The following is a 20,912-nucleotide window of genomic DNA, read 5'->3' as shown; positions in this document are numbered from 1 at the left end:
TTTTGATTGTTTGGGTTTATTCAAGATTTCTTTTCGATTATTTATCCGGACATGGTCCAGGTATTGAATAGCCCATGCATGTAACGTGGAAGTGGTGAGACACTTTCACGTTTTTTATTACTCCGGACTTCCTTTACCCATTTTAGGTTGGTCTAATTTTCATAGATTTATTATTTTGGTTAAATACTTGGTTATTTGCTCACTATGATCTTGTTATTCCTGATCTTAAATTTAACCAGGCCCGTAGATTCTAACAGATCCAGCAGCTGATTGATATCGTCATAACGGGACACAGATCCCTCTATACCGCTGGTCGGGATTTCTCCAACGTATACCACCTCCACATTATACCAGCGCGAGACCTTGCGCATAATGCTCTGTATGTTTTCATCTCTGAATTTAAAGAATCCCATTTTCCAGGCAACCGACTCTTCTATATCAGCTTGCCTTACTTTAATCCCCTGTTCAGACAAAAGCGACTGTTCTCCAGGTTTTAATATTTGGGGCTCGGTTTCTATGGTCGATTTTCCGGTATTTACGCGTTGTACACGAACACTTCCTTCCACCAAAGTTGTTTTTATGTAGTGTTCGTTTTCATAAGCGTTTACGTTAAAATGTGTTCCCAGAACATGAACTACCTGATCTTTCGTGTGTACAATAAAAGGACGACTTTTATCTTTTGCGACCTCAAAATAGGCTTCTCCGGTCAGTTCCACCTTTCGTGTTGCCTGCTTTGCAAAGTTTACCGGATATTTGATTGACGAAGCGGCATTAAGCCAGATCTCACTATGATCAGGCAAACGGACCCGGTACGTTTCTCCATTTGTCGTCGAAAGTGTATTCCAGTTATCCGAACCTGAGCCAGAATCATTATCAGGATTGCCTCCTACAATTTCATAAGTAATTTCCCCATCCTCAGACTTTGTAATTTTCACTCCGGCCTCATTCGCCAGTTCGCCGTTGGCAGCATCAGATAGTTTTATCTTTTTACCATTAGCCAGGGTAAGTGTGGCCGTATTTCTTCCCGGAACAATATTAACAATCTTAGACTGCTTCGGTGATGCCGTACGTTCCTGATTGAGGAAAAACAAGCCAGCCGCCATTACGATTAATATACTGGCAGCAGCGGCCATAAATCTGTAATTAAGCGATTTTTTCGACTTACTATTTCTATGGGATAGAATACGGTTCAGGATCTCCTGTTCTTTCGGGATTTGCCATGAGGATTTATCCTCAGCAAGGACTTCCCTCCACTGCTGATCCCAATACGTTTTCAAAGCCTGCTCCGCCAGCTTATCCTGTAAAAGCTCATCAAACTCCTGTTGTTCTTCGGCAGTAGCTGCTTTTTGCTGAATCTTATTGAATAGAATTATGATTCTATGATCTTCCATTAACGTAAAGACACCGCTCGAGCAATGGCCGGGGGTATGGAAGATAAAAAAAATTTTATAAGGTTATTTATAAATTAAAGCAAGCAGTATCACCACCGCTCCGGTATGATTAAGAAATATAAATTTTTTTTATAATTTATCTATAAATTAACGTAAGCAGTATTACCACCGCGCCAGTATGATTACGCATATTTGCCCTAATGGAGCGCAAAGCTATTTTCATATAAGATTGAACGGTTAGAACAGAAATATCAAGCTGCCTGGCAGCCTCTTCATATTTAAGGCCCTGAACCTGGCACAAATTATAAACTTTACGCTGTTGGGCAGGTAACTTTGCGATAGCCTCTTCAAGAAGGCCTTTTGCTTCATTTAACAATATCGTCTCTTCGGTCACATTGCTTTCATCTTTCCAGTCGTCTGTAGCAGCCCTGTTTTTAGAAGCCTCTCTTCTCAATTGCCGTAGTTTGTTGTAACAACGATTGCGACACATAGTCCTCAAGTAATCTTCCAGATGATTCACTCCCAGTAATTCATCCCCCAACATCCAGATCTTTAGCATAACTTCCTGCATCAATTCCTCGGCATGTAAGTCAGAGTCAAGGATGCGGTATGCATAAAGGTAAACGGTCTTATTATACTTATAATAGAATAATTTGAAGGCATGTTCATCTCCTGCTGCTATCTTTTGCAACAGCTCAAAATCACTATATAGCGGTTTTAGAACCATACAGGATAATGTTTAAAATCAATAAGCAGAAAGCCATATTAATCCCCTTCCGAGTGTTAGTCTGCATCTTACAGTATAAATGGTTATTGCGTCAGATATCGCTGAAAAACAAATCTAATATTTTTAAACAATGATACGTAAAGTAAAATATTTTGACAGAAACTCTAATTAATAATCTCTCCCTGGTTATCAGCGAGTTTTTTCCGCCATTGTTGTAATTGCTCAGGCGTTAGCCTTGACCATTCCGTTGCCTCACCAATGACCTTCAAAGGTTCCCGGGTTCGATAAGAACGGGTTGGATTGCCCGGAAATTTTTTGTTGGTCACATTGGGATCATCCTCAAAATCGCCTGTGGGCTCAACTGTATAAACTCGCTCCGCCCCTTCGCCCTTTGCTAAGGCAGCGGCCAGACCTGCTCCGTTAACGAGGGCGGTAAAATAAATATGGTTCATCGTGAGTTCCGTTTGGTAGTTTGAATTGCGACCGGCGGTCAGCAGATCACCCACCTGGAGGTCTGCTCTGGTCCCATGATAAAAGGGACCTTTGTCGGAGGGTTGGCTCGCCGGTGCTGAGGCTAAATGGTGATACTTTTTTGCGCTATCGAAGTCGCCGAGCTCCTCGTAACTTTTTGCCAAATTGGAATACAGCGCAGGAAACGCCCCCTTAACAGCGTCATTATTAACCTCCAGGATTAATTCTAATGTGGTTTCGTACCACTTCGCCCTGTCAGAAACATCTGGCTGAACCCTGGCCACATACCAAGCGGCAATAAACTTTTCAAAGTCGTTTTTCGCTTCGTTCCAGGCCCGAAGGAAAAGACCGGCTGCTTCTACCGGTTGCCCTTTGTCTTCCAGGGCCATTCCCTGCATGCAAAGTTGAATAACTAGGTTGTGGGGGTTAAATTCCATGCTTATTCTCCTGAAAAATGTTGTTCTTTTTCCAAAAATAAACGACGGAATCGGTAAAAAAACAGCTTTTAAAGTATATTTTTTTTAACGTACCAAGCGATAAATTTTAACGTTATGTTAACAACGCACAACTAATGCCGCAACAACCAAAGCCGAACTATCGAGTGTAAGATCCAAGTCTTAAAAACACTACCGGTACAGGCACAGGTACAACTAAAAGATTTACGGCCGTTTCCTCCGCTTTTTGGCCCTTGAACTGCTCCTCGGTCTTCTTCCTGAAGCTTTCCCAACTGCCTCTGAAGCTTATCGATCTGGGATTCCAGTACGCCGATTTTATTAAGTATTGCGGATTTCTGATTGATGATCAGCACGATCACCAGCAGGATAAGGATGATACTAATGAATTCCATTGTCGTGAACTCAACTAATACCCTGCAGCCTTGACCGGCAAGTAACTGCGGGGGTTGCAACCGCTACGTTACAGTTCTTTATCCTCTAACATTTTAGCGTCGCGGGTATTCTTCTGTACTGCAATGGCCGAAAACATATTCAGACAGAATGCCATTGCGTAAAATCCTTTTTCACTTCGGGCGAGGTCTGCATTCCAGAGGCCCACAGTCAGGAGTACCATGGCGGCGATAGTGACAAACCAACTTATACCATAATAAAGATCTGTAACGGCAATTCCTTCTGCCCTGCCGCGCACGCTTTTTTGTACCGAGATCACGGCGAACAAGCCAAATAATAAAATCGTAAAATAATATCCTTTTTCGTTCAACAGCATACCGGCATTCCACAAGGCGATGCAATATCCCAGCTCACCTGCAAGTAAGGCAAACCAGGAGGCCCTGACTATGTTTCTGGCGCTGCGAAATGACAAGCGAAGTTTGAAAGAGTTAAGCCTGCTGACCTGCAGTGATGCCTGGTATGAAAAGAGGATGGGCATGTTATGGACCATCCGAAAGAATGTCATGGAAATTTTAATCCAGGCACAGTTCTCTAATATTGAGCTTGCCATGTCCCGGCTGAACAGCTTCCGGCGCAGGTATAAGAAGTATTTACTGAAAACATCGGAAGACCGTGTATTAGTGTTTCTGAAATTGGTTGAAAAGCACCTGCTCAAACCTGATCTGCAGTTCGATCCTGCGTACAGGAATGAGGTTCTAGAACTACTAAAATTAACAGGAAACAACGACATCTTTAGCCTGAGCTTTATTGCATGGTTAATAGCAAAATGGGAGAAGAAAACACCGTATGAAGTTGTTTTGAGAGTGATTGGATAAGGATGTCACGAATTAAAGAGTCGATAGAAGAATTGAAGCAATATTTACTTGATACGAATATTTGCATTTACCTTTTTAAGGGGCCAATTTAGCTTAGCAGACCGTATAGAGGCTGTTGGCATTGATAAAAACAGAAAATGAAGACCGGCTAGTAAGCGTTATCGACTGTACTCCTTACTCTATCAGGTCTTATAATAAAATGATAAGATCTGAAAGGATTTTCTGTAATCTTAAAATTTTCATTCCCTTTTCCCGTTCATTAATGTTACAAAGGTAGTGTTCTGATACTTAGCTGTTTCGAAATCGCTCCCCTTGGATTTTATTTTTTATTTTCTGTCTCGTCAGCGCTTGCTGGCTTCAATTTTGTTCAATGTATTTATATGAAAAGCGTGATTTTATCCCTTTTGACCTTCCTGCTGATGAAGAGCACGATACAGGCACAACAAAACAAGCACAGGCTGGATATACAACTGAATAAGAACGTATTACAGCCTGGCGATTCGTTAATAGTAAAGGTGGATTATAAAGATAGTAGCGGTCGGATAATAAATCAGTCACTGGCAACACTGGAGTTGATTATTGAAAACGAACAAGGACTGCGTACGCAGCTCCGCTGGCCCATGATCAACGGACAGGCCTCTGGTGCCTTGTATCTACCTGATTCGCTGGCAAGAGGCAAATACACGTTGCTGGCAGGTTTGCAACAACGCTTCTTCGAAGTGAGAGGCAAAATACAGGATGCAAAGAACATTGGTAGTATACAAGCTATGCTACTCACCAAAACGGGCGATTGGGCCGACCAGGAAGTTCCCGTATCACAGAACGGCACGTTTTCCATCAATAACTGGCTATTTGAAGACAATGCACTGATGGCCTTTTCCGATGCAGGAAACACTAAGCGGCCGCTCAACATCCGTATCAGTACTCTACTCGATTCCACTTATAAACCCTTAGCGGTGGCGGGCAAGGTATTTTATCTCGGCAAGCCTTCATCAGCTATGCGGTTAAGCCTGGACCAGCCCGTCAAAGCCCCGGAAGCTAGTTTTGCAGGCCAGGGTATTGAACTGCAGGCAGTAGTAGTAACGGGTACCACCAAAAGTCCTGCCCAGCAGTTTGATGAAGAATATGTTAGCGGATTATTTCAGTCGGGCAACGAACGACTGATCAGTATTATGGATGACCCTCATGCATTAGGCTTTTCAGATATTTTCACTTTCTGCAGGGTAGAATTGCAGGTCTGCAAATAGCACCTGGAGGCTTTAATGGTGGGACTGCCAGGTGGCGGGGTTCACCTATGACGTTTTTTATAAATGAAATGAGGGTGTCCGCACAGGATGTCGCCAATATACCGGTAAGTGATATAGCAATCGTAAAAGCATATCCCCCACCCTTCATGGGCGCTCCCGGAAGTGGAGGCGGTCTGGCAATTTATACCCGGCGCGGCGGCGAAGTTAATCCACAGGCTGAACAAGCTTTATTGAGTTGGTATGAAGAAACTTCGGCAGCATTCTGGCACAGCCCGAACGAACTAAAGGCGCAGTATCGAAACGCGTCCATTCTTACGAACAAGAGAGTTGTCTTCTATATTCATGGTAATTTTATCGCTTAATTGTTGACATTGAGTATAGACTAAAAATCGTATTTGTCGTTTGGTTCGGTACGCACGAACAGTATGATCAAATAGATGCAAAAACAATAGGTTATGTTAAAGCCAATTAAAACAGAAGAACAATATAATAACGCTTTGGCCCGTGTTTATGAGTTGATGCAAGCTGACATAAAAGAAGGGTCTACTGCTTCAGATGAGTTAGAGATTTTGAGTATTTTGATCAAAGAATATGAATTGATACATTTTCCTATACCTTCTCCAAATCCATTAGAAGCTATTAAGTTTAGACTTGATCAGATGGGGATTTCCGAAAAAGAACTGGGTGACATCCTGGGTTATCGTTCCCGGAAGTCTGAAATACTTTCCGGAAAAAGAAAATTGAGTCTGGCCATGATTCGTAAACTCAATGAAATTTTGCATATTCCTGCAAAAGTGTTGATTAAAGAGTACTGATTAGCCAATTACAAAATATTTTGAGGACACGACAAAGAGGATGGGCATGTTATGGACCATCCGAAAGAATGTCATGGAAATTTTGACTCAGGCACAATTTTCCAATATTGAGCTTGCCATGTCCCGGCTGAACAGCTTCGGCGAAGGTATAAGAAGTATTTACTGAAAACATCGGAAGACCGTGTATTAGTGTTTCTGAAATTGGTTGAGAAGCACCTGCTCAAACCTGATCTGCAGTTCGAGCCTGCGTACAGGAACGAGGTTTTAGAACTACTAAAATTAGCAGGAAACAGCGACATCTTTAGCCTGAGCTTTATTGCATGGTTAATAGCAAAATGGGAGAAGAAAACGCCGTATGAGGTTGTTTTGAGGCTTATTGAGGATAAGGATGTCACAAATTGAAGAGTCTATAGAATAATATAACTGCAGGTTTGTGCCTTCTTAAAACGGAAGTCAAAGTAATCCAAAAATTCAAATGTAAATTGAGAGTTAAACAAAACGACATTTGAATAAATCCCTGCATGGTTATTGTATACGAATTATTGTATTTTTGCTAAGATAGAAAGGAAGATTATGCAAACGGTTGATATTAATAAAAGATTAGTAGATAGTTATCTTGAACTTCTTAAAACATTAAGCCCTAATAGTAAACTTGATTTAATATCGGGATTATCTGCCTCATTGAAGACTTCAAAAAAGACTAAAAACCTCTCTCTTAAAGCCTTAGAAGGTGATTTCATAAATGAGAAATCGGCAGATGAGATTATTTCAGATTTAAAACAGGCACGTTCTTTTACACGCTCTATTGAATCGTTTTGAAGCAATATTTACTTGATACAAATATTTGCATTTACCTTTTTAAGGGCCAATTTGGCTTAGCAGACCGTATAGAGGCTGTTGGCATTAATAAGTGTTTTCTTTCCGAAATAACTATAGCAGAATTGAAATACGGTGCAGCAAATAGTAATACTCCAGAAAAAAACATGTTAAAGATCTTTGAGCTTCAGCAAAGATTTACCGTAGTACCCATTTTTAATTCTCTAGATGTTTATGCTTCTGAGAAAGCAAGATTGAGAAAAACTGGAAATATACTCGATGATTTTGATTTATTAATTGGTGCTACAGCCATATCCAACAATTTAGTACTCGTTACAAGAAATGTCTCAGATTTTGAACGACTTAATGATATTCAAATTGAAAATTGGGTTGAGTAACATTTAAGACTTAAGTTCTCCTTCGCTTCGTTCCAGGCCTGAAATGATAAGATCCGAAAGGTTTTTTCTGTAATTCTTAAAATTTCCATTCACTTTTCCCGTTCATCAATGTAACAAAGGTAGTGTTCTGATACTTAACCGTTTCGAAATCGCTCCCCTTGCATTTTATTTTTTCTTTTCTGTCTCGTCAGCAATTGCTGGCTTCAATTTTGTTCAATTTATTTATATGAAAAGCGTGGTTTTATCCCTTTTTGCCTGCCTGCTGATGACGAGCACCGTACAGGCACAACAAAACAAGCACAGGCTGGATATACAACTGAATAAGAACATATTACAACCTGGTGATTCGTTAATTGTAAAGGTGGATTACAAAGATAGTAGCGGTCGGATAATAAATCAGTCCCTGGCGACGCTGGAGCTGACCATTGAAAACGAACAAGGACTGCGTACGCAGCTCCGCTGGCCCATGATCAACGGACAGGCCTCCGGTGCGTTGTATCTACCTGATTCGCTGGCAAGAGGCAAATACACGTTGCTGGCAGGTTTGCAACAACGCTTCTTCGAAGTGAGAGGTAAAATACAGGATGCAAAGAACATTGGCAGTATACAAGCTATGCTACTCACAAAAACGGGCGATTGGGCCGACCAGGAAGTTCCCGTATCACAGAACGGCACTTTTTCCATCAATAACTGGCTATTTGAAGACAATGCACTGATGGCCTTTTCCGATGCAGGAAACACTAAGCAGCCGCTCAACATCCGTATCAGTACTCTACTCGATTCCACTTATAAACCCTTAGCGGTGGCGGGCAAGGTATTTTATCTCGGCAAGCCTTCATCAGCTATGCGATTAAGCCTGGACCAGCCCGTCAAAGCCGCGGAAGCTAGTTTTGCAGGCCCGGGGATTGAACTGCAGGCAGTAGTAGTAACGGGTACCACCAAAAGTCCTGCCCAGCAGTTTGATGAAGAATATGTTAGCGGATTATTTCAGTCGGGCAACGAACGACTGATCAGTATTATGGATGACCCTCATGCATTAGGGTTTTCAGATATTTTCACTTTTCTGCAAGGCAGGATTGCAGGTCTGCAAATAGCACCGGGAGGCTTTTATGGGGGGACTGCAAGGTGGCGGGGTTCACCTGTAACGTTTTTCATAAATGAAATGAGGGTATCCGCACAGGATGTCGCCAATATACCGGTAAGTGATATAGCAATCGTAAAAGCATATCCCCCACCCTTCTTGGGCGCTCCCGGAAGTGGAGGCGGTCTGGCAATTTATACCCGGCGCGGCGGCGAAGTTAATTACCTTCCTGCTAACAGGCAGGTATTTAAAGTAAGAGGTTACACGCCATCTGCTACAACTTTGGACATGGATAAGCTTAATATGTAAAAAATATCAGGCGAGCAAAAGGAAAGAATCACATACAAGATTTGTATAAATGTTGTAAAGGCCTATAGAAAGGCCTTACTGCCTGCAGCCACAACAGCATCCAATAGTTGCTAATTTAGAATAGCCTAGCGTCATTTGGACATCATCATTGACAATCTAACTTTTCCAGAGCATTAATCTCATTCGGCTGAAACCATTTTCGATTATAGGCAAATTCAATATCCTGCATCCCCCTATAGCCCCACTTTCCAGCAATTAAGTCTTGTATATTAAAATAACGCTCACTTCCATTTGAGTCAGTAGATAAGACGATTTCTGACACCGGATTCAAAACAAACAACATTGAATTACTAAACACAGTTAGTTTCTTTCTAATCATCTATAGTATTGATAAAAATATAGTTTTTATCCCACTGATCATACAAACGAATTGATTTATCGAGCATCAAATCAATATTTTGTTCGTAATAAGCTAAACTTGTACCTTCCGAGATATTTTGTTTTACAAAATATCTGTTTTGGAATACATCATAACTTTTAGCTACATAAAAAGAAAAGGTGCCCCCCCTGGTTTATCAATATAATTGAATCCGAGATTTCCCATAAAGATCCCATCGTCACGATAAAAGTCTACTATTAAAGCGTCATTTTCCTTGACCGGTTTAGTAAGTTCCACTCTAATTCTGTCAGCCTGTCAAGCATTAACTTTTCAAGGGCGATAAGCTTTTCTTGTATCTCAAAAAATTGTTTATCAGCAATATGAGTATATATGTTATAGTAAAGCATCCTATTGTTTACTAAAAGTGAAAAGAACGGCATGACTCGAAAGTATGGCTTTCAGAATGCCTCTCCTTACATCAAGGCTGTGATTACCTACTCAAGCGTTTCTGAAACTAGATCTTTCCGAATTTTCTCAGGACAAATAACCCAACTAGTATCAGGCCTCCTGATGCAGCCACAATAAAGCCAAGCGTTTTGTCCCAGCTGCCTTTTTTAAAGACCGGTTCACGGCCCCTATCAATATATTGAACCAATCTTTGAATACCATCGTTCTCGCTATTGATGCCATCCGAATAATAGACCGTTACCTCTTCACCAACTTTCAATTCATCAATTTTCTCCAGATCGGGTTTAAAATCACCACTTTCTTTTCCAATAAACAGCTCGATTGTTTCCGGGAACCCCTCAATTTGAAGATAGCGATATTTTCCAAAGTCCCTGTTTGGCAGATCCTGGTAGGTTTTATTAATATACCTTATAGCACCACTAGCTTTGTTCAACTCTTGTTTATTGGCTCCACCTCTAATATATAAAATTACGCCTAAAATTATTATGAATACGCTTGATCCTAAGTACTTAATGAACATTATATCTTTTCCTGAATTAATATTGTTTATTCGTCTGCCGTTGCCGGTAAGCCTGGCATCTTTATTAAAAGCAGACTTTTAAATCCGTATCAATAATACAGAAAGTTCAATAAAATGAAAACTGTCACTCTTTTGATTCAAGCTGCTCATCTAGATTATTCTCCTTACCACCAAGTGCGGTAAAAAGATCAATGTTTCCCAAGAAAGCAGGGTCATTTATGTTAGTAAAGAAATGCCTTCTGAGACTTGGGGAAATGTTCCAATTTGTGCAATTATTCGAGGAGCGTTTTATTCTGAAATACTGCATTATAAGTCTAAATTATTGATATGACCATTTGGATTACATCTAAAGTAATTTAGATTTTTCATCACTTTCTATCATAATCGACGTAAGCCAAATTACAAGATCTCAGACACTCCTGAGACCTTATAATTGTGTTCAACTGCTTTCCGTAAAGACATGCAAACCTTTGTTCAAACGAAGCCAACATTCCTTTACAAAAGCTTAACCTTGTTTTTTAGATTGATTTACACTATCCGGGATATTTTTCGGTATAATTTACAAAGACGATACCAGTGCAACCAGCACCAATTATTTCATCCTTCAATCGTTCTGAAATATAATAGTTACTCCCGTCAACTCTGTCCAGAAAAAATATATCATCTTTTACATCATCTCTAAGAACCAGTTTCTCAATCCAAACTCCTTCTGGGGGTTTCATTGCCCTGATAGCTTCTTTAGGATCACTGGCCGATTGTATATTTAGCTGATCAATCTTAGTCATTCCTATACCCGCTTTGACAATAGAAGATCTTGCATAATCAATATTTTTCGTAGTCCATATCATACCCATTCATTATCCAATATTGAACTCTCTTCTTTCCAGTTAACAATCCGGTAACGGCAAATTCTAAACCATCGGTCCGGTACTTCTCAACGATCAACTTAAGCCTTCCACTAATAATTGGATGTCTTATGAGAGAAGAAGATACCAGGTCAGTCAACTTTGCCCTTGAATGAAGAATTGAGTCAGGTATATGTATATTCAAAGGAAATTGGCCCCAAACGGACATTATGTGGTTTGATGACTGCCAATTAACCGGGTCCTCCACTATTTTTTGCGATTGAGGAAAAGTACCTCCTATTATCTCCTGTGTATGTTCGTATTCTAACCTATAAATATTCATTACAAAAATTATTTATGTTTTCGCCAGGATGATTTACGACCTAAGTCCTAATTTTCGAAATTAAATTTTTAAACTCAGTTTTGGCAATTTTTGGAGTGAGATTAGCTCCGTGAAAGGTAGTAATAGCAGAAAGTTTATTTTGGATAGTAGTGTTGTAGGCATTATGCACCATGCCCTCAACATGGACAGATTTTGGCAAAGGAATACCATTTAAAGCTTCATTCATATGAAACCCGTGATTTGCCGCTTTTTGGACCACAGTATTGTCGATGAACTCCCAGGGAATTATATGATGAGCCTGTCTCGGATCACCCGTCACCAATTTTAAAACCTGCCGTAGTTGAGCTCTGTTAATAGCGTTTACACCAAGGAGTATGAATATTTTGAAAATTGAAAATCTTCATTGAGGAAATCTGACAAAATGTGACATGATAATACCTTGATATGATACAGGGGCTATATCAAAGAAAAATGAATAACGGGCTTCTATCATATTCCCGGCAGTTCTATCTTATTTCCCGCTCCTACTCGTTTCCATCCATCCCAACAACTTCCGTAATGGTTCTTGTCAATCCATACAAGCAACCAGCACAAGTTAGAACCGGTGGATTCAGCTTAGTCAAATGACCTAACGCTCTTTGCTGCTCCTGTCCTAGCTCAAATCCTCGCTTTCTCAATTGTATTAAGCCAGTAGCAGCATAAGCCTGCAGCTCCGTATTAGTAGAACTCAACCAACTATAAAGCTTCTTTTTGTTACCCGCAGCTACATACTTGTTCATCAAGAGAGCTTCTTTAGTGTAATTAGTTCCGTCAAGACCACAACCAAAAGTGTAGGTGAGCTGATTGGTTATCTCCTTTTCGAATCGCTTAATACTCAGGCTACCCTTATAGACTTCATAGTGCTGGTCCAGAAACTCGACGATGCTCTTTGTGTCTTTTACTAAATAGTCCTTTTCGGATACATGACCCCTCCAATGCATCCCTTCCAATTTTGCCAATTTGAGCGTATCATCTTTAGAAACCAGGTACAATCTGAAGTTCTGAAAACGGTTGCCAGGTCTCAGGGAAAACTCATAGTACGTATAATGGTATCCGAATCCCATCGGCCTGCTAATTCTTGCATCTGTTACGTCTCTTTGTAACACACGAACGGTCGCATGAATATCCTGTACTGTCCTGCAATTCTTCAGTCCACCGAACGCCCTGTAATAGTATTGAGCCTGGCAACTGTTGCCTAGTACAAGGAAGAATAAAAATAGACTTAATTTCATACCCTAAGCTTGTTCATTCTGTTTAAATGTTCCTAATGATAATTAATTAGTCGAACGGCGAGTATTGCCGTAAGCTAGGTTTGTCGGATGTTCCCACCAGGTAGCCTTAATTAAAACCATTTCCATTGCAGATCCTCCTTTACTATTACCTTATGCTCCGGCAATAACTTAAACAGTTGCTCTTTTAAAAGCTGGGTATCTACCTGCGTTTTTGGTAGAACTAATGATTCTCCAGTACTTATCTTAACAAAAAAGTGCTGACCCGTTTCATGCAGTTCCTTTATTTCCGTTAAATAAATTTTGCTCTCTCCCACTGCACTTGTTTCTAATATAAACTCTTTATCCAATCTTAGAATCCCCAGCTGATTAACCTTGTTGCTGTAATATTCCTTTATATGCCTCATATAATGCCTTTTATAATACCACTTTTGGTAGGTCGGGAAAAATAAAATAACCACCAGGGCCAGGGGAACAAGAAAGTAAAGATGACTTTGGTGTCCGGTTGACCAGGCCGTGTAACAAAGAAAAAGGGAAAGCACAATCATGATCAACCAACTCCTCCTACGATTTCTTTTCGAGCGGCGGGAGTTTGAAGCAGTGTAAAGCTGGAAAGCTAAAAAATCGGAATACGATAGTGTATATTGGAATGTTAAGGAGGAATTATCGGTCTCTTGCATCTGATAAAATTATAAATTTAATTATAATGTAAAGTGAAAGTCGGCGGGAGATGACTCTTTTAGTTTCGCGATCATCTTTTTCGAGTCACTCTTCTCAACAAACTGCCCCATCCCGAAGTCTCTAAACTAACGCTGCACATTTGCGCCAAATAGCGGTAGAACATTTTTTTATAAATTGATCAATGTATCTCCTATTTTTAAGCAAAAATCAAACGATGAATTTAAACCTTATTTGCCTATTGGCATTTTTCACAATTTCTTATGCACACGCCCAGGACACGAAAACCGAACACAAGACGAATCAGGCACGAGCCAAACACTCAGTACATAGCAGCGGGGCCATAAAAGATATAGCATCGCTCGACGAAGGCTTTAATGAATTTGAAGGAGGTTTATTTGCCATGAAAGATTACCTCGTGCGGGGTAATGTGACCCTGATAAGAGTGAGTTACGGTACAAGGGTTTCCAGTCAGAATTACAGGGATTGGCAAAACAAGAAAAAGTACTACCTACTGAAAGGTGACGACGAACACCGCGAAATATTTTTAACCAATCAAAACCCTTCGGCTACTTCAACTTTAGCTTTTGGTGGTATGGCGACACGGCAAAGCTTAAATAATAGGAAATTTACAGGCTCTATGCTTACATCCTCTCAAACCACCCTCAGAGAATTAATGGGGAATAAAGCAGAAATTCTGAAAAATATCAATGGCCTTAAAAAGATAACAGAAGCCAATATGAAAAAACTGGTAAAGGCATATAATCAATAAGGCTTTGTGCTGCATCCCCCTAAGTTTATATTTGCCCGGCTAACTACACGTTGCTGGCACGTTTGCAACAACGCTTCTTCGAAGTGAGAGGCAAAATACAGGATGCAAAGGACATTGGCAATATACAAGCTATGCTACTCACAGAACGGGCGATTGGGACGAACAGAAAGTTCCCGTATCACAGATGGCACGTTTTCCATCAATAACTGGCTATTTGAAGACAATGTACTGATGGCCTTTTCCGATGTAAGGAACACTAAGCGGCGGCGAAGTTAATTACCTTCCTGCTAACAAGCAGGTATTTAAAGTAAGGGGTTATACGCCATCTGCTACAACTTTGGACATGAACAAGCTTAATATGTAAAAAATATCAGGCGGGCAAAAGGAAAGAATCACACCAAGCTTGGAAACACATCGATGATTAGCCCGACCAAATTCTTTTCATTTTCGTAGCTTTGTAATATGAACCAGATAGAGAGACATTCGTCAATTATATCCCAACTCTGTAAGCGGCATAGGGTAAAGAGCTTGTACGCCTTTGGTTCAGTGTTAACCGACAAATTCAATAGTGAAAGCGACATTGACTTAGTTGTTGATTTTGAGCCATTAGATGTCCTGGAATACGCCGATAACTACTTTGACCTGAAATTTGCTTTGCAAGATGCTTTAAAACGACCAATAGACCTGTTAGAAGAAAAGGCGATAAAAAATCCTTATTTCAGGGACACTATAATTCAGCAACGACAATTGATTTATGGACGTAGAAGTTAAAGCCTGGCTGTATGATATATTGAATGCAATCAATGAAATAGAAGGCTTCTTTGTGAACACTCCAAAAGAGTTTCAATATTACCAAAGTGACCTACGAACCAAGCGTGCTGTGGAAAGGAATATAGAAATCATCGGTGAGGCAATGAACCGGATTTTAAAGAAAAGCAACTCTATCCAAATTTCGAATGCTAGAAAACTCGTAGATGTGCGAAACAGAATTATTCATGGGTATGACTCGGTTTCAGATGAAGTAATTTGGGGCATCCTGGTACGACATCTTCCGTTGCTACAGGACGAGGTCGAAAAGCTATTAGGGGAATAAAAGCCCATCGGTACCTTGCGCAGCTAATGCGACAGCTCATATGGCTGACCACTCACTCGGAGTTGCCTATCATGCAAGCTTTTTACCATGGTTGTTAATTCGATGTTCTCTTATGATCAAACCCGCAATTCGACCTTTGATAATCTTTTAATATACCCCTAAAAGCATTCCATCTACATCAATAAATCGGATAACAAAATGCCCAGTCATGGAGTGAGACTTTTTATCTTATTTTGCACCACATTTTCGAACGGCTTAAATCACCGCGATTCATAGGCATTACAAAGCTGTCTCACGTGTAATGAGACAGCCTTTGTATTTGAAATTCACTAGCAAGAAACGTTTTTCAAGCATTGCGTGTTGAAGATCTAACTGTGGAGTAATTCAAAATCAATTCCTGTACAATTCTGATTTTCAATTTCCGATTTTAATTTCTCAGACACATAATATCCTGTTCCTGCAGACACTTTTTGTAAGATAAAAAAATCATCTAAAATTTCTTCTCTAATCGCAGGTTTCTCTATTTGTAGATGTTTAGGAAGATCGATTTTTTGAGATTGAATATTAAAATCTTCCAGCGATGTCAACGGGACTTTTGAAATCTTTCCTTCTCGTATCGATTTTAGCCAGATATCTGAATTCTCAAAATCAAGATAACTCTGATCTGATGTTAACGGTTGAACAATCCAATATGTCTCCTTTTCGCCCGTTTTGTCAAGTAGGTACGACTCCAAAAACTGAACTTTATCTGCAGCGTATTTTCCCAGAATATTTTTCAATTTGTTACTGACAAATAAACGTCCTGAAAATCCCATGCTACTAACAGAAACCAAGTCAGTTTTTTTTGCCTTCTTGGCAAGTTTTGCAGCTGGAACGCTCACATTCCCTTGAATTTCCTTAAAAAGATCTATATTTTCTAAGAAAGCAGGGTCATTTATAGTAGTAAAAAACACACCTTCTGAGACTTGCGGAAATGTTCCAATTTGCGCATCATTCGACGACCTTTTTAATCTGAAATACTTCATTAAAAATTTAAATTATTGATATGAACAGTTGGATGATTAATCATCTCATTTCGAATTCTATTCACTAAATCTAATACCGCTTGCTCAGCCTGCGGAGGTGTGATATTAGATCCATACAATGTACGTATTTCTTCTAACTCGTCAAAAACCTTTGTGCTGTATGCTGTATGGCTTCCGTTATGTATCAATGTAGACAAAGGGATACCATTTAAAGCCTCATTCATATGGAAACCATAATCTGCTGCTTTTTGCACTACAGGATGTGTAGAATATTCCCAAGGAATTATATGATGCGCCTGTCTCGCATCCCCCTTGGCCAGTTTCAAAACTTGACGTAATTGGCTTCTTCTTCCAAATGAGATCTGACCACTTTGTGACACCACCCATTTTAAAACAGTTTTTGTATTACCTGTTGCATCTACAGCTTTAATCGTATACTTAGCGCCTAAAGAAAGCCAGCCAGCTACCGGAAGAGCAGCAGCTATAGATAATCCCGCGTTTATCTTATCACCATCGATCGCATACAAAATACCGTTAGTTAAATCAAAGACCTCCCCTACTACCGGCACCAAACCTGCGAAATCAAGGCCAGTATGAATCCATTCATTTGAAACTCTCCAATAGGCTTTCATTTTATCAGAAAAGCTATTAGTTAAGGTCGGATCGTGGACATATTCCATGGCAACCATCGCCTTAATATGGTTTTTTATTACAGGTATATGGTGCCGGTGTGTGACTGGAATAACACTTGATAGGATTAGTGTAAGACCAGCATCCTCCCAGTCAATGCTTCCAGTTTTAGAAAATTCCATAAAGGAGTTTATGGAGGATCTTAATTCGTCATCCACCGGAGAGTGTTCCAAATAGTTTTCTATTTCAGAAACCATTTCAGGGTTTGAGGTCAGCCACTCTTTTGTGGGTTCATCAAATCCAATTTGACTTTGCAAAGTGCTAATACGTAGCATTAGAGCACTATTATTGCCATTTTCAATACATCAGCAATCACTTGCTGTTCCAACCAAAACGGAAGCGGAGTTTTTAAATTTTAAGACAGGACATCCGCACCCATTTTCAGTACCCTGCCGTTACCTTGGCCACCTGCTGGATGGTTGGTATTTTAACCAATCAAAACCCTTCGGCTACTTCTACTTTAGCTTTTGGTGGTATGGCGACACGGCAAAGCTTAAATAATAGAAAATTTACTGGCTCTATGCTTACATCCTCCCAAACCACACTCAGAGAATTAATGGGGGATAAAGCAGAAATCCTGAAAAATATCAACGGTCTTAAGAAGATAACAGAAGCCAATATTCGAAAACTGGTAAAGGCATAAAATCAATAAGGCTTTGTGCTGTTACTGGGGCCTTGGAAATTGGGATGTTTCGCGAGGACAGGAACCAAGGCTGCTACCTGCACAAGTCTTTCGCCCCGGTTCGTGTCTCCGGCCGCAAAAAGGATACTTGTGCCATTTTACCTGTTTTATAAGAATAGGTAATAGGTAACAAGATAAACTTACGAGGAAGCATCCGCTAAATTTGGTTTTAAATGGGGCGATTAAATTTTCTAGAAAAAAATACATACTAATTCAAAACTACATACTAGCTTAATTTATCCGGCCTTGCAGTACCACTTTATAAAGATGGTTTAGTATTGGCGAGTTTAAGTGTATTTTTACCGGAAAGCAGGTATAAGCTGCTTGATCCGAAAGTTATTATTTCTGCAATGAGAGAGTCGGCAAAACGGATCAATGAAAATTTAGAACAGGAGTAAAAAACAAAGTACATATTGCAGGGGATGGAACGCCCCTGCAATATGGTGAGATTGTCTGGTCTGAAATTCCAGGAAGGTGAGAAAGATGGTGATTAACAATTTCATCGAATGGTTAGGTCTATGCGACTCGCTTAATAGACAACTGTTTATATAATTTGACAATAATACAAGCAAGGCCGATTGAGAAAAGAACACCTAAGCAATATTCTGGTATTGAAAATCTGGGGGTATTCCTTCCGAGGAACTTGTCAAAAAAGTTTTAAGCCTGCGAAAGAATTACAATCAAGATAAAATTTCTATTTTAGAGAAAAAAACATATGAGATCAATTCTGCTTCTGTTTTTCTCGATAGTAACCCAAGTTTGTATAAGTCAGCCTATTGGTAGTACAGGCATTCTAAAAGGCTATACTTTTATTAATGTTCCCTCAAACAGGCAAATTGTTGGAGCAAAATGGGTTGCCGGCATAGGTGCAACGACTTCCGGACTCCCCCCAGAACAATTGATAGAATCCCAATCTCTAAGCCAACAATCGTTATCTAATGAAACATTAGGTGGGTTAAAACTTTCCCTTAAATCTATACTAGGATTAGGTGCATTTTCCAACAGTCAATTGAGTGTAGAACTTGGAGACATTAAGATAATAACAGTTAAGGATTTATACTCGTTGCCACTTGTTAAAAATGAAAAGGTCATTTTTGAAGCAGCAAAAGTAAGTTCAATTGACATTATTTATTCTAAAGAATTAGAAGGATCGGTAAGGGCAAAACTGCCGAACGGGGTTAATGTATTTAACGCAGGTTTGCAAGCGGGTGGAAAGAAAAGGGCGACCGTGCAAGGCGAAAATTTATATATCGCACAGAAAATAGTCAAAATAAGCAAAATTGAAACTGATGAAGACACTCAAAAGATAAAAAACAACTTCAAAGTCGATAACTTAATGGGTTATGATATTCAATTTGACAATAGTGCATTAATCTACTCATCACTAGCAATCGCGAGGCAACAATTGGGACCTAACGCGCTCCAAAGTCTAAAAGATGTTTCACATGTTATAGCGCAGTATTCTCCTCAAGCTAAACCTGTTCTACTCTCCATCAATTCCAATTCACAAGGGGGAACTACCTCTGATGGAATGTTTTCAAAGGAAATAAGCTTTTGTTATTGCAAAGCTCAAGGACCGATTTCGGGACGGCTTTTCTTACTGAACAAAATTAACTCAGGAGATAAAGTAACATTCGATAACATAAGATTGGACGAATATGCAATTAGTTATTCTAAACTTCCTGGTGTTACGTCTGCTAATGGCGACTTTGTAAGCTTTACACCTGCCAAGCCGCAAGCTGGCAGCAAGGTTACGATCCTAAGAAAGACCTATCATTTACAGAAAGTGGAAGACTAGACTTCAGAAAACGTTCTGGCAAGAACAAACAATGTAAAAAGTATCAGGCGAAAGGAAAGAATCACATACATGATTTCCTGCTTTACATCCTGCAATTTCAGCGCAGCCTGTAGCATAAGATATTACTTTAGCGTAATTATTATTCAAATCACTTGAACAGGCAATGTTGCTGATTTCAAGTGATGTAATAACATGCAAATTGCCATAAACATATTAAACGCTTTTACCACTGGCGGTAGAGGCGGAAATCCGGCAGCCGTAGTACTGGATGCCGATGACCTATCCTCTGAACAAAAACAACAAATAGCAATGTTAGCAGGCTTGTCGGAAACGGCCTTCATCAGCAGGTCTGCTATTGCCGACTTTAAGTTTGACTTTTTCACACCGGTAAGGCAAATTGCCGATTGCGGCCATGCAACGGTTGCTGCCTTCGCTTATTTGAAGCAAACCGGAAGGATACCGGAGCAGAAAACTACATCAAACAAGGAAACGATTGACGGACGTCGTGAAATCATCTTCAAAGGTCAGGAGGTTTTTATGGAGCAAAAGGCACCTGTCTTCAGCCAACTAAATGCTGATGACGCCATGTCTGTTGCTGCATCTTTAAAAATTGCCGATACGGGGTATACGCCACTGATATCAGATAATGGCAATCGCTTTGTGCTTTTAGAAGTTGCGAGCGATAAAGCTTTGTCTGCATTAAAACCAGACATGCTGCAGATCACCACCATTTCTGCAAAACATAAACTGATCGGTTATTACATCTTTTGCAATGTACCCGGAGCTGATTCCACTACGCGTATGTTTGCACCGGCTTACGGTATTCCCGAAGAATCTGCAACAGGTATGGCTGCAGGGCAGCTCGCTGCCTACTTGTATCAATCTAAATATCAAAAGCAGCACTTTCAAATTCACCAGGGACATTTTATGAACCCGTCTTCGCCAAGCCTGATCCAGGTTGACCTTGATATTGCTGATGGCAAGGTTACATCCTTATTCGCTGGCGGGAGCGCCCAATTAGTTAGTAAGCGAATCGTAGAAATATAATAAGAAATGGAATACTCGCAAGCGAATGGTAGTGAAGAATTCTTTAAGAAGCTAAGGAAGCAGAACATTACCCATATATCGACCTGAATAGACAACCAGTTGTTGCATAATAAAAGCAAGACATAACACAGTTCATCAAATTAACGAGGATTGGTATGTTGACGTAAAATGAAGTCATAGAGTTAGGTGGCATTAGCGAATGGAGCAAATTAGCTTGAATTTGCCCCAAGCACAATATCGGAAGGGTTATAAAGAAGGGCGAAAGTCTTGGAAAATGCGGAAATTTCTTTGAAGACTTGAACTTGACTAAAAATTCCTGCCTTTTTGGA

Annotated in this window: 27 protein-coding genes and 1 pseudogene; 15 read left to right on the top strand and 13 right to left on the bottom strand. The window is 40.0% G+C overall.

The genetic code is table 11. The features are described from left to right. Positions 1 to 191 precede the first annotated feature (191 nt). The 5 genes and pseudogenes from J3P37_RS06900 to yiaA all read right to left on the bottom strand — a co-directional run bounded on the left by J3P37_RS06900 (position 192) and on the right by yiaA (position 3,999). A complete protein-coding gene (locus tag J3P37_RS06900) occupies positions 192 to 1,391 on the bottom strand; it encodes a FecR family protein (RefSeq protein ID WP_256010338.1) in 1,200 nt (399 codons plus the stop codon). A gap of 136 nt (positions 1,392 to 1,527) precedes the next feature. After that, positions 1,528 to 2,118, bottom strand: a complete 591-nt coding sequence (locus J3P37_RS06895; protein ID WP_256010337.1) for an RNA polymerase sigma factor — start codon at positions 2,116 to 2,118, stop codon at positions 1,528 to 1,530. 164 nt (positions 2,119 to 2,282) lie between these two features. Continuing rightward, positions 2,283 to 2,663, bottom strand: a pseudogene (gene arr / locus J3P37_RS23080) (NAD(+)--rifampin ADP-ribosyltransferase); the annotation flags it as partial. Positions 2,664 to 3,157: 494 nt separating this feature from the next. Further along, entirely contained in the window at positions 3,158 to 3,436 is a 279-nt protein-coding gene (locus J3P37_RS06885) for a hypothetical protein (RefSeq protein WP_256010335.1), read from the bottom strand. Positions 3,437 to 3,504: 68 nt separating this feature from the next. Continuing rightward, a complete protein-coding gene (yiaA, locus tag J3P37_RS06880) occupies positions 3,505 to 3,999 on the bottom strand; it encodes an inner membrane protein YiaA (protein ID WP_256010334.1) in 495 nt (164 codons plus the stop codon). On the opposite strand from yiaA, the gene J3P37_RS06875 reads away from it, so the two are divergent. The 9 genes from J3P37_RS06875 to J3P37_RS06835 all read left to right on the top strand — a co-directional run bounded on the left by J3P37_RS06875 (position 3,998) and on the right by J3P37_RS06835 (position 8,975). Continuing rightward, positions 3,998 to 4,309 carry a hypothetical protein gene (locus J3P37_RS06875; protein WP_256010333.1) on the top strand — a complete coding sequence of 104 codons (312 nt, stop codon included), beginning with the start codon at positions 3,998 to 4,000 and terminating at the stop codon, positions 4,307 to 4,309. The two genes, yiaA and J3P37_RS06875, sit on opposite strands and share 2 nt — an antisense overlap. Before the next feature lie 419 nt (positions 4,310 to 4,728). Next, positions 4,729 to 5,556 (top strand): hypothetical protein, encoded by an 828-nt coding sequence (locus J3P37_RS06870; protein ID WP_256010332.1) that lies wholly within the window; start codon positions 4,729 to 4,731, stop codon positions 5,554 to 5,556. A gap of 47 nt (positions 5,557 to 5,603) precedes the next feature. Next, positions 5,604 to 5,918 (top strand): type II toxin-antitoxin system HigB family toxin, encoded by a 315-nt coding sequence (locus J3P37_RS06865; RefSeq protein WP_256010331.1) that lies wholly within the window; start codon positions 5,604 to 5,606, stop codon positions 5,916 to 5,918. Continuing rightward, positions 5,918 to 6,028, top strand: coding sequence for a type II toxin-antitoxin system HigB family toxin (locus J3P37_RS06860; RefSeq protein ID WP_369414061.1), 111 nt, complete (start codon positions 5,918 to 5,920; stop codon positions 6,026 to 6,028). The genes J3P37_RS06865 and J3P37_RS06860 overlap by 1 nt, the downstream gene beginning before the upstream one ends. Further along, positions 6,012 to 6,371: a helix-turn-helix domain-containing protein gene (locus tag J3P37_RS06855; RefSeq protein ID WP_256010330.1), complete on the top strand. Its 360-nt coding sequence runs from the start codon at positions 6,012 to 6,014 to the stop codon at positions 6,369 to 6,371. The genes J3P37_RS06860 and J3P37_RS06855 overlap by 17 nt, the downstream gene beginning before the upstream one ends. Before the next feature lie 189 nt (positions 6,372 to 6,560). Then, positions 6,561 to 6,773, top strand: a complete 213-nt coding sequence (locus tag J3P37_RS06850) for a hypothetical protein (RefSeq protein WP_256010329.1) — start codon at positions 6,561 to 6,563, stop codon at positions 6,771 to 6,773. A gap of 171 nt (positions 6,774 to 6,944) precedes the next feature. Then, a complete protein-coding gene (locus J3P37_RS06845; RefSeq protein WP_256010328.1) occupies positions 6,945 to 7,190 on the top strand; it encodes a hypothetical protein in 246 nt (81 codons plus the stop codon). Then, positions 7,187 to 7,585, top strand: a complete 399-nt coding sequence (locus tag J3P37_RS06840) for a type II toxin-antitoxin system VapC family toxin (protein WP_256010326.1) — start codon at positions 7,187 to 7,189, stop codon at positions 7,583 to 7,585. Before J3P37_RS06845 ends, J3P37_RS06840 begins: the two co-directional genes overlap by 4 nt. 226 nt (positions 7,586 to 7,811) lie before the next feature. After that, positions 7,812 to 8,975, top strand: coding sequence for a hypothetical protein (locus J3P37_RS06835; protein ID WP_256010325.1), 1,164 nt, complete (start codon positions 7,812 to 7,814; stop codon positions 8,973 to 8,975). Positions 8,976 to 9,120: 145 nt separating this feature from the next. Here J3P37_RS06835 and J3P37_RS06830 read toward each other — a convergent pair whose 3' ends face one another. The 6 genes from J3P37_RS06830 to J3P37_RS06805 form a co-directional block, all read right to left on the bottom strand. Then, entirely contained in the window at positions 9,121 to 9,354 is a 234-nt protein-coding gene (locus J3P37_RS06830; RefSeq protein WP_256010324.1) for a hypothetical protein, read from the bottom strand. Between the two features lie 514 nt (positions 9,355 to 9,868). Beyond that, the gene (locus tag J3P37_RS06825; RefSeq protein ID WP_256010323.1) at positions 9,869 to 10,255 is read right to left on the bottom strand and encodes a hypothetical protein; all 387 of its coding nucleotides are present in this window, start codon (positions 10,253 to 10,255) and stop codon (positions 9,869 to 9,871) included. 620 nt (positions 10,256 to 10,875) lie between these two features. Next, entirely contained in the window at positions 10,876 to 11,196 is a 321-nt protein-coding gene (locus J3P37_RS06820; RefSeq protein ID WP_256010322.1) for a hypothetical protein, read from the bottom strand. Positions 11,197 to 11,570: 374 nt separating this feature from the next. Next, the gene (locus J3P37_RS06815) at positions 11,571 to 11,849 is read right to left on the bottom strand and encodes an AHH domain-containing protein (protein WP_256010321.1); all 279 of its coding nucleotides are present in this window, start codon (positions 11,847 to 11,849) and stop codon (positions 11,571 to 11,573) included. A 205-nt stretch (positions 11,850 to 12,054) separates the two neighbouring features. After that, positions 12,055 to 12,801, bottom strand: a complete 747-nt coding sequence (locus tag J3P37_RS06810; protein WP_256010320.1) for a hypothetical protein — start codon at positions 12,799 to 12,801, stop codon at positions 12,055 to 12,057. Positions 12,802 to 12,911: 110 nt separating this feature from the next. Next, positions 12,912 to 13,205, bottom strand: coding sequence for a YcxB family protein (locus tag J3P37_RS06805; RefSeq protein WP_256010319.1), 294 nt, complete (start codon positions 13,203 to 13,205; stop codon positions 12,912 to 12,914). 488 nt (positions 13,206 to 13,693) lie between these two features. Here J3P37_RS06805 and J3P37_RS06800 point away from each other — a divergent pair, with 488 nt between their 5' ends. The 3 genes from J3P37_RS06800 (at position 13,694) to J3P37_RS06790 (ending at position 15,341) form a co-directional block, all read left to right on the top strand. After that, positions 13,694 to 14,248, top strand: a complete 555-nt coding sequence (locus J3P37_RS06800) for a hypothetical protein (protein ID WP_256010318.1) — start codon at positions 13,694 to 13,696, stop codon at positions 14,246 to 14,248. 462 nt (positions 14,249 to 14,710) lie between these two features. Then, positions 14,711 to 15,019, top strand: a complete 309-nt coding sequence (locus tag J3P37_RS06795; protein ID WP_256010317.1) for a nucleotidyltransferase family protein — start codon at positions 14,711 to 14,713, stop codon at positions 15,017 to 15,019. Further along, positions 15,003 to 15,341 (top strand): HepT-like ribonuclease domain-containing protein, encoded by a 339-nt coding sequence (locus J3P37_RS06790; RefSeq protein ID WP_256010316.1) that lies wholly within the window; start codon positions 15,003 to 15,005, stop codon positions 15,339 to 15,341. The genes J3P37_RS06795 and J3P37_RS06790 overlap by 17 nt, the downstream gene beginning before the upstream one ends. A 368-nt stretch (positions 15,342 to 15,709) precedes the next feature. Here the strand turns inward: J3P37_RS06790 and J3P37_RS06785 are convergent, their stop codons facing one another. Together J3P37_RS06785 and J3P37_RS06780 are read right to left on the bottom strand one after the other, a co-directional pair. Further along, positions 15,710 to 16,366, bottom strand: a complete 657-nt coding sequence (locus J3P37_RS06785; protein WP_256010315.1) for an imm11 family protein — start codon at positions 16,364 to 16,366, stop codon at positions 15,710 to 15,712. Next, the gene (locus J3P37_RS06780) at positions 16,366 to 17,331 is read right to left on the bottom strand and encodes an AHH domain-containing protein (protein ID WP_256010314.1); all 966 of its coding nucleotides are present in this window, start codon (positions 17,329 to 17,331) and stop codon (positions 16,366 to 16,368) included. Before J3P37_RS06780 ends, J3P37_RS06785 begins: the two co-directional genes overlap by 1 nt. Positions 17,332 to 17,471: 140 nt before the next feature. Between J3P37_RS06780 and J3P37_RS06775 the strand changes: the two genes are divergently transcribed. The 3 genes from J3P37_RS06775 to J3P37_RS06765 all read left to right on the top strand — a co-directional run bounded on the left by J3P37_RS06775 (position 17,472) and on the right by J3P37_RS06765 (position 20,583). After that, positions 17,472 to 17,699, top strand: coding sequence for a hypothetical protein (locus J3P37_RS06775; RefSeq protein WP_256010313.1), 228 nt, complete (start codon positions 17,472 to 17,474; stop codon positions 17,697 to 17,699). Between the two features lie 754 nt (positions 17,700 to 18,453). After that, the gene (locus J3P37_RS06770) at positions 18,454 to 19,536 is read left to right on the top strand and encodes a hypothetical protein (RefSeq protein WP_256010312.1); all 1,083 of its coding nucleotides are present in this window, start codon (positions 18,454 to 18,456) and stop codon (positions 19,534 to 19,536) included. A gap of 192 nt (positions 19,537 to 19,728) precedes the next feature. Beyond that, entirely contained in the window at positions 19,729 to 20,583 is an 855-nt protein-coding gene (locus J3P37_RS06765) for a PhzF family phenazine biosynthesis protein (RefSeq protein WP_256010311.1), read from the top strand. The last annotated feature ends 329 nt before the right edge of the window (positions 20,584 to 20,912 follow it).

It is taken from the genome of Desertivirga xinjiangensis (assembly GCF_024436435.1).
In the GTDB taxonomy this organism is placed as follows: domain Bacteria; phylum Bacteroidota; class Bacteroidia; order Sphingobacteriales; family Sphingobacteriaceae; genus Desertivirga; species Desertivirga xinjiangensis.
The sequence above is the reverse complement of the archived record's forward strand: the minus strand, read 5'-3'. Positions and strand labels throughout refer to the sequence as shown.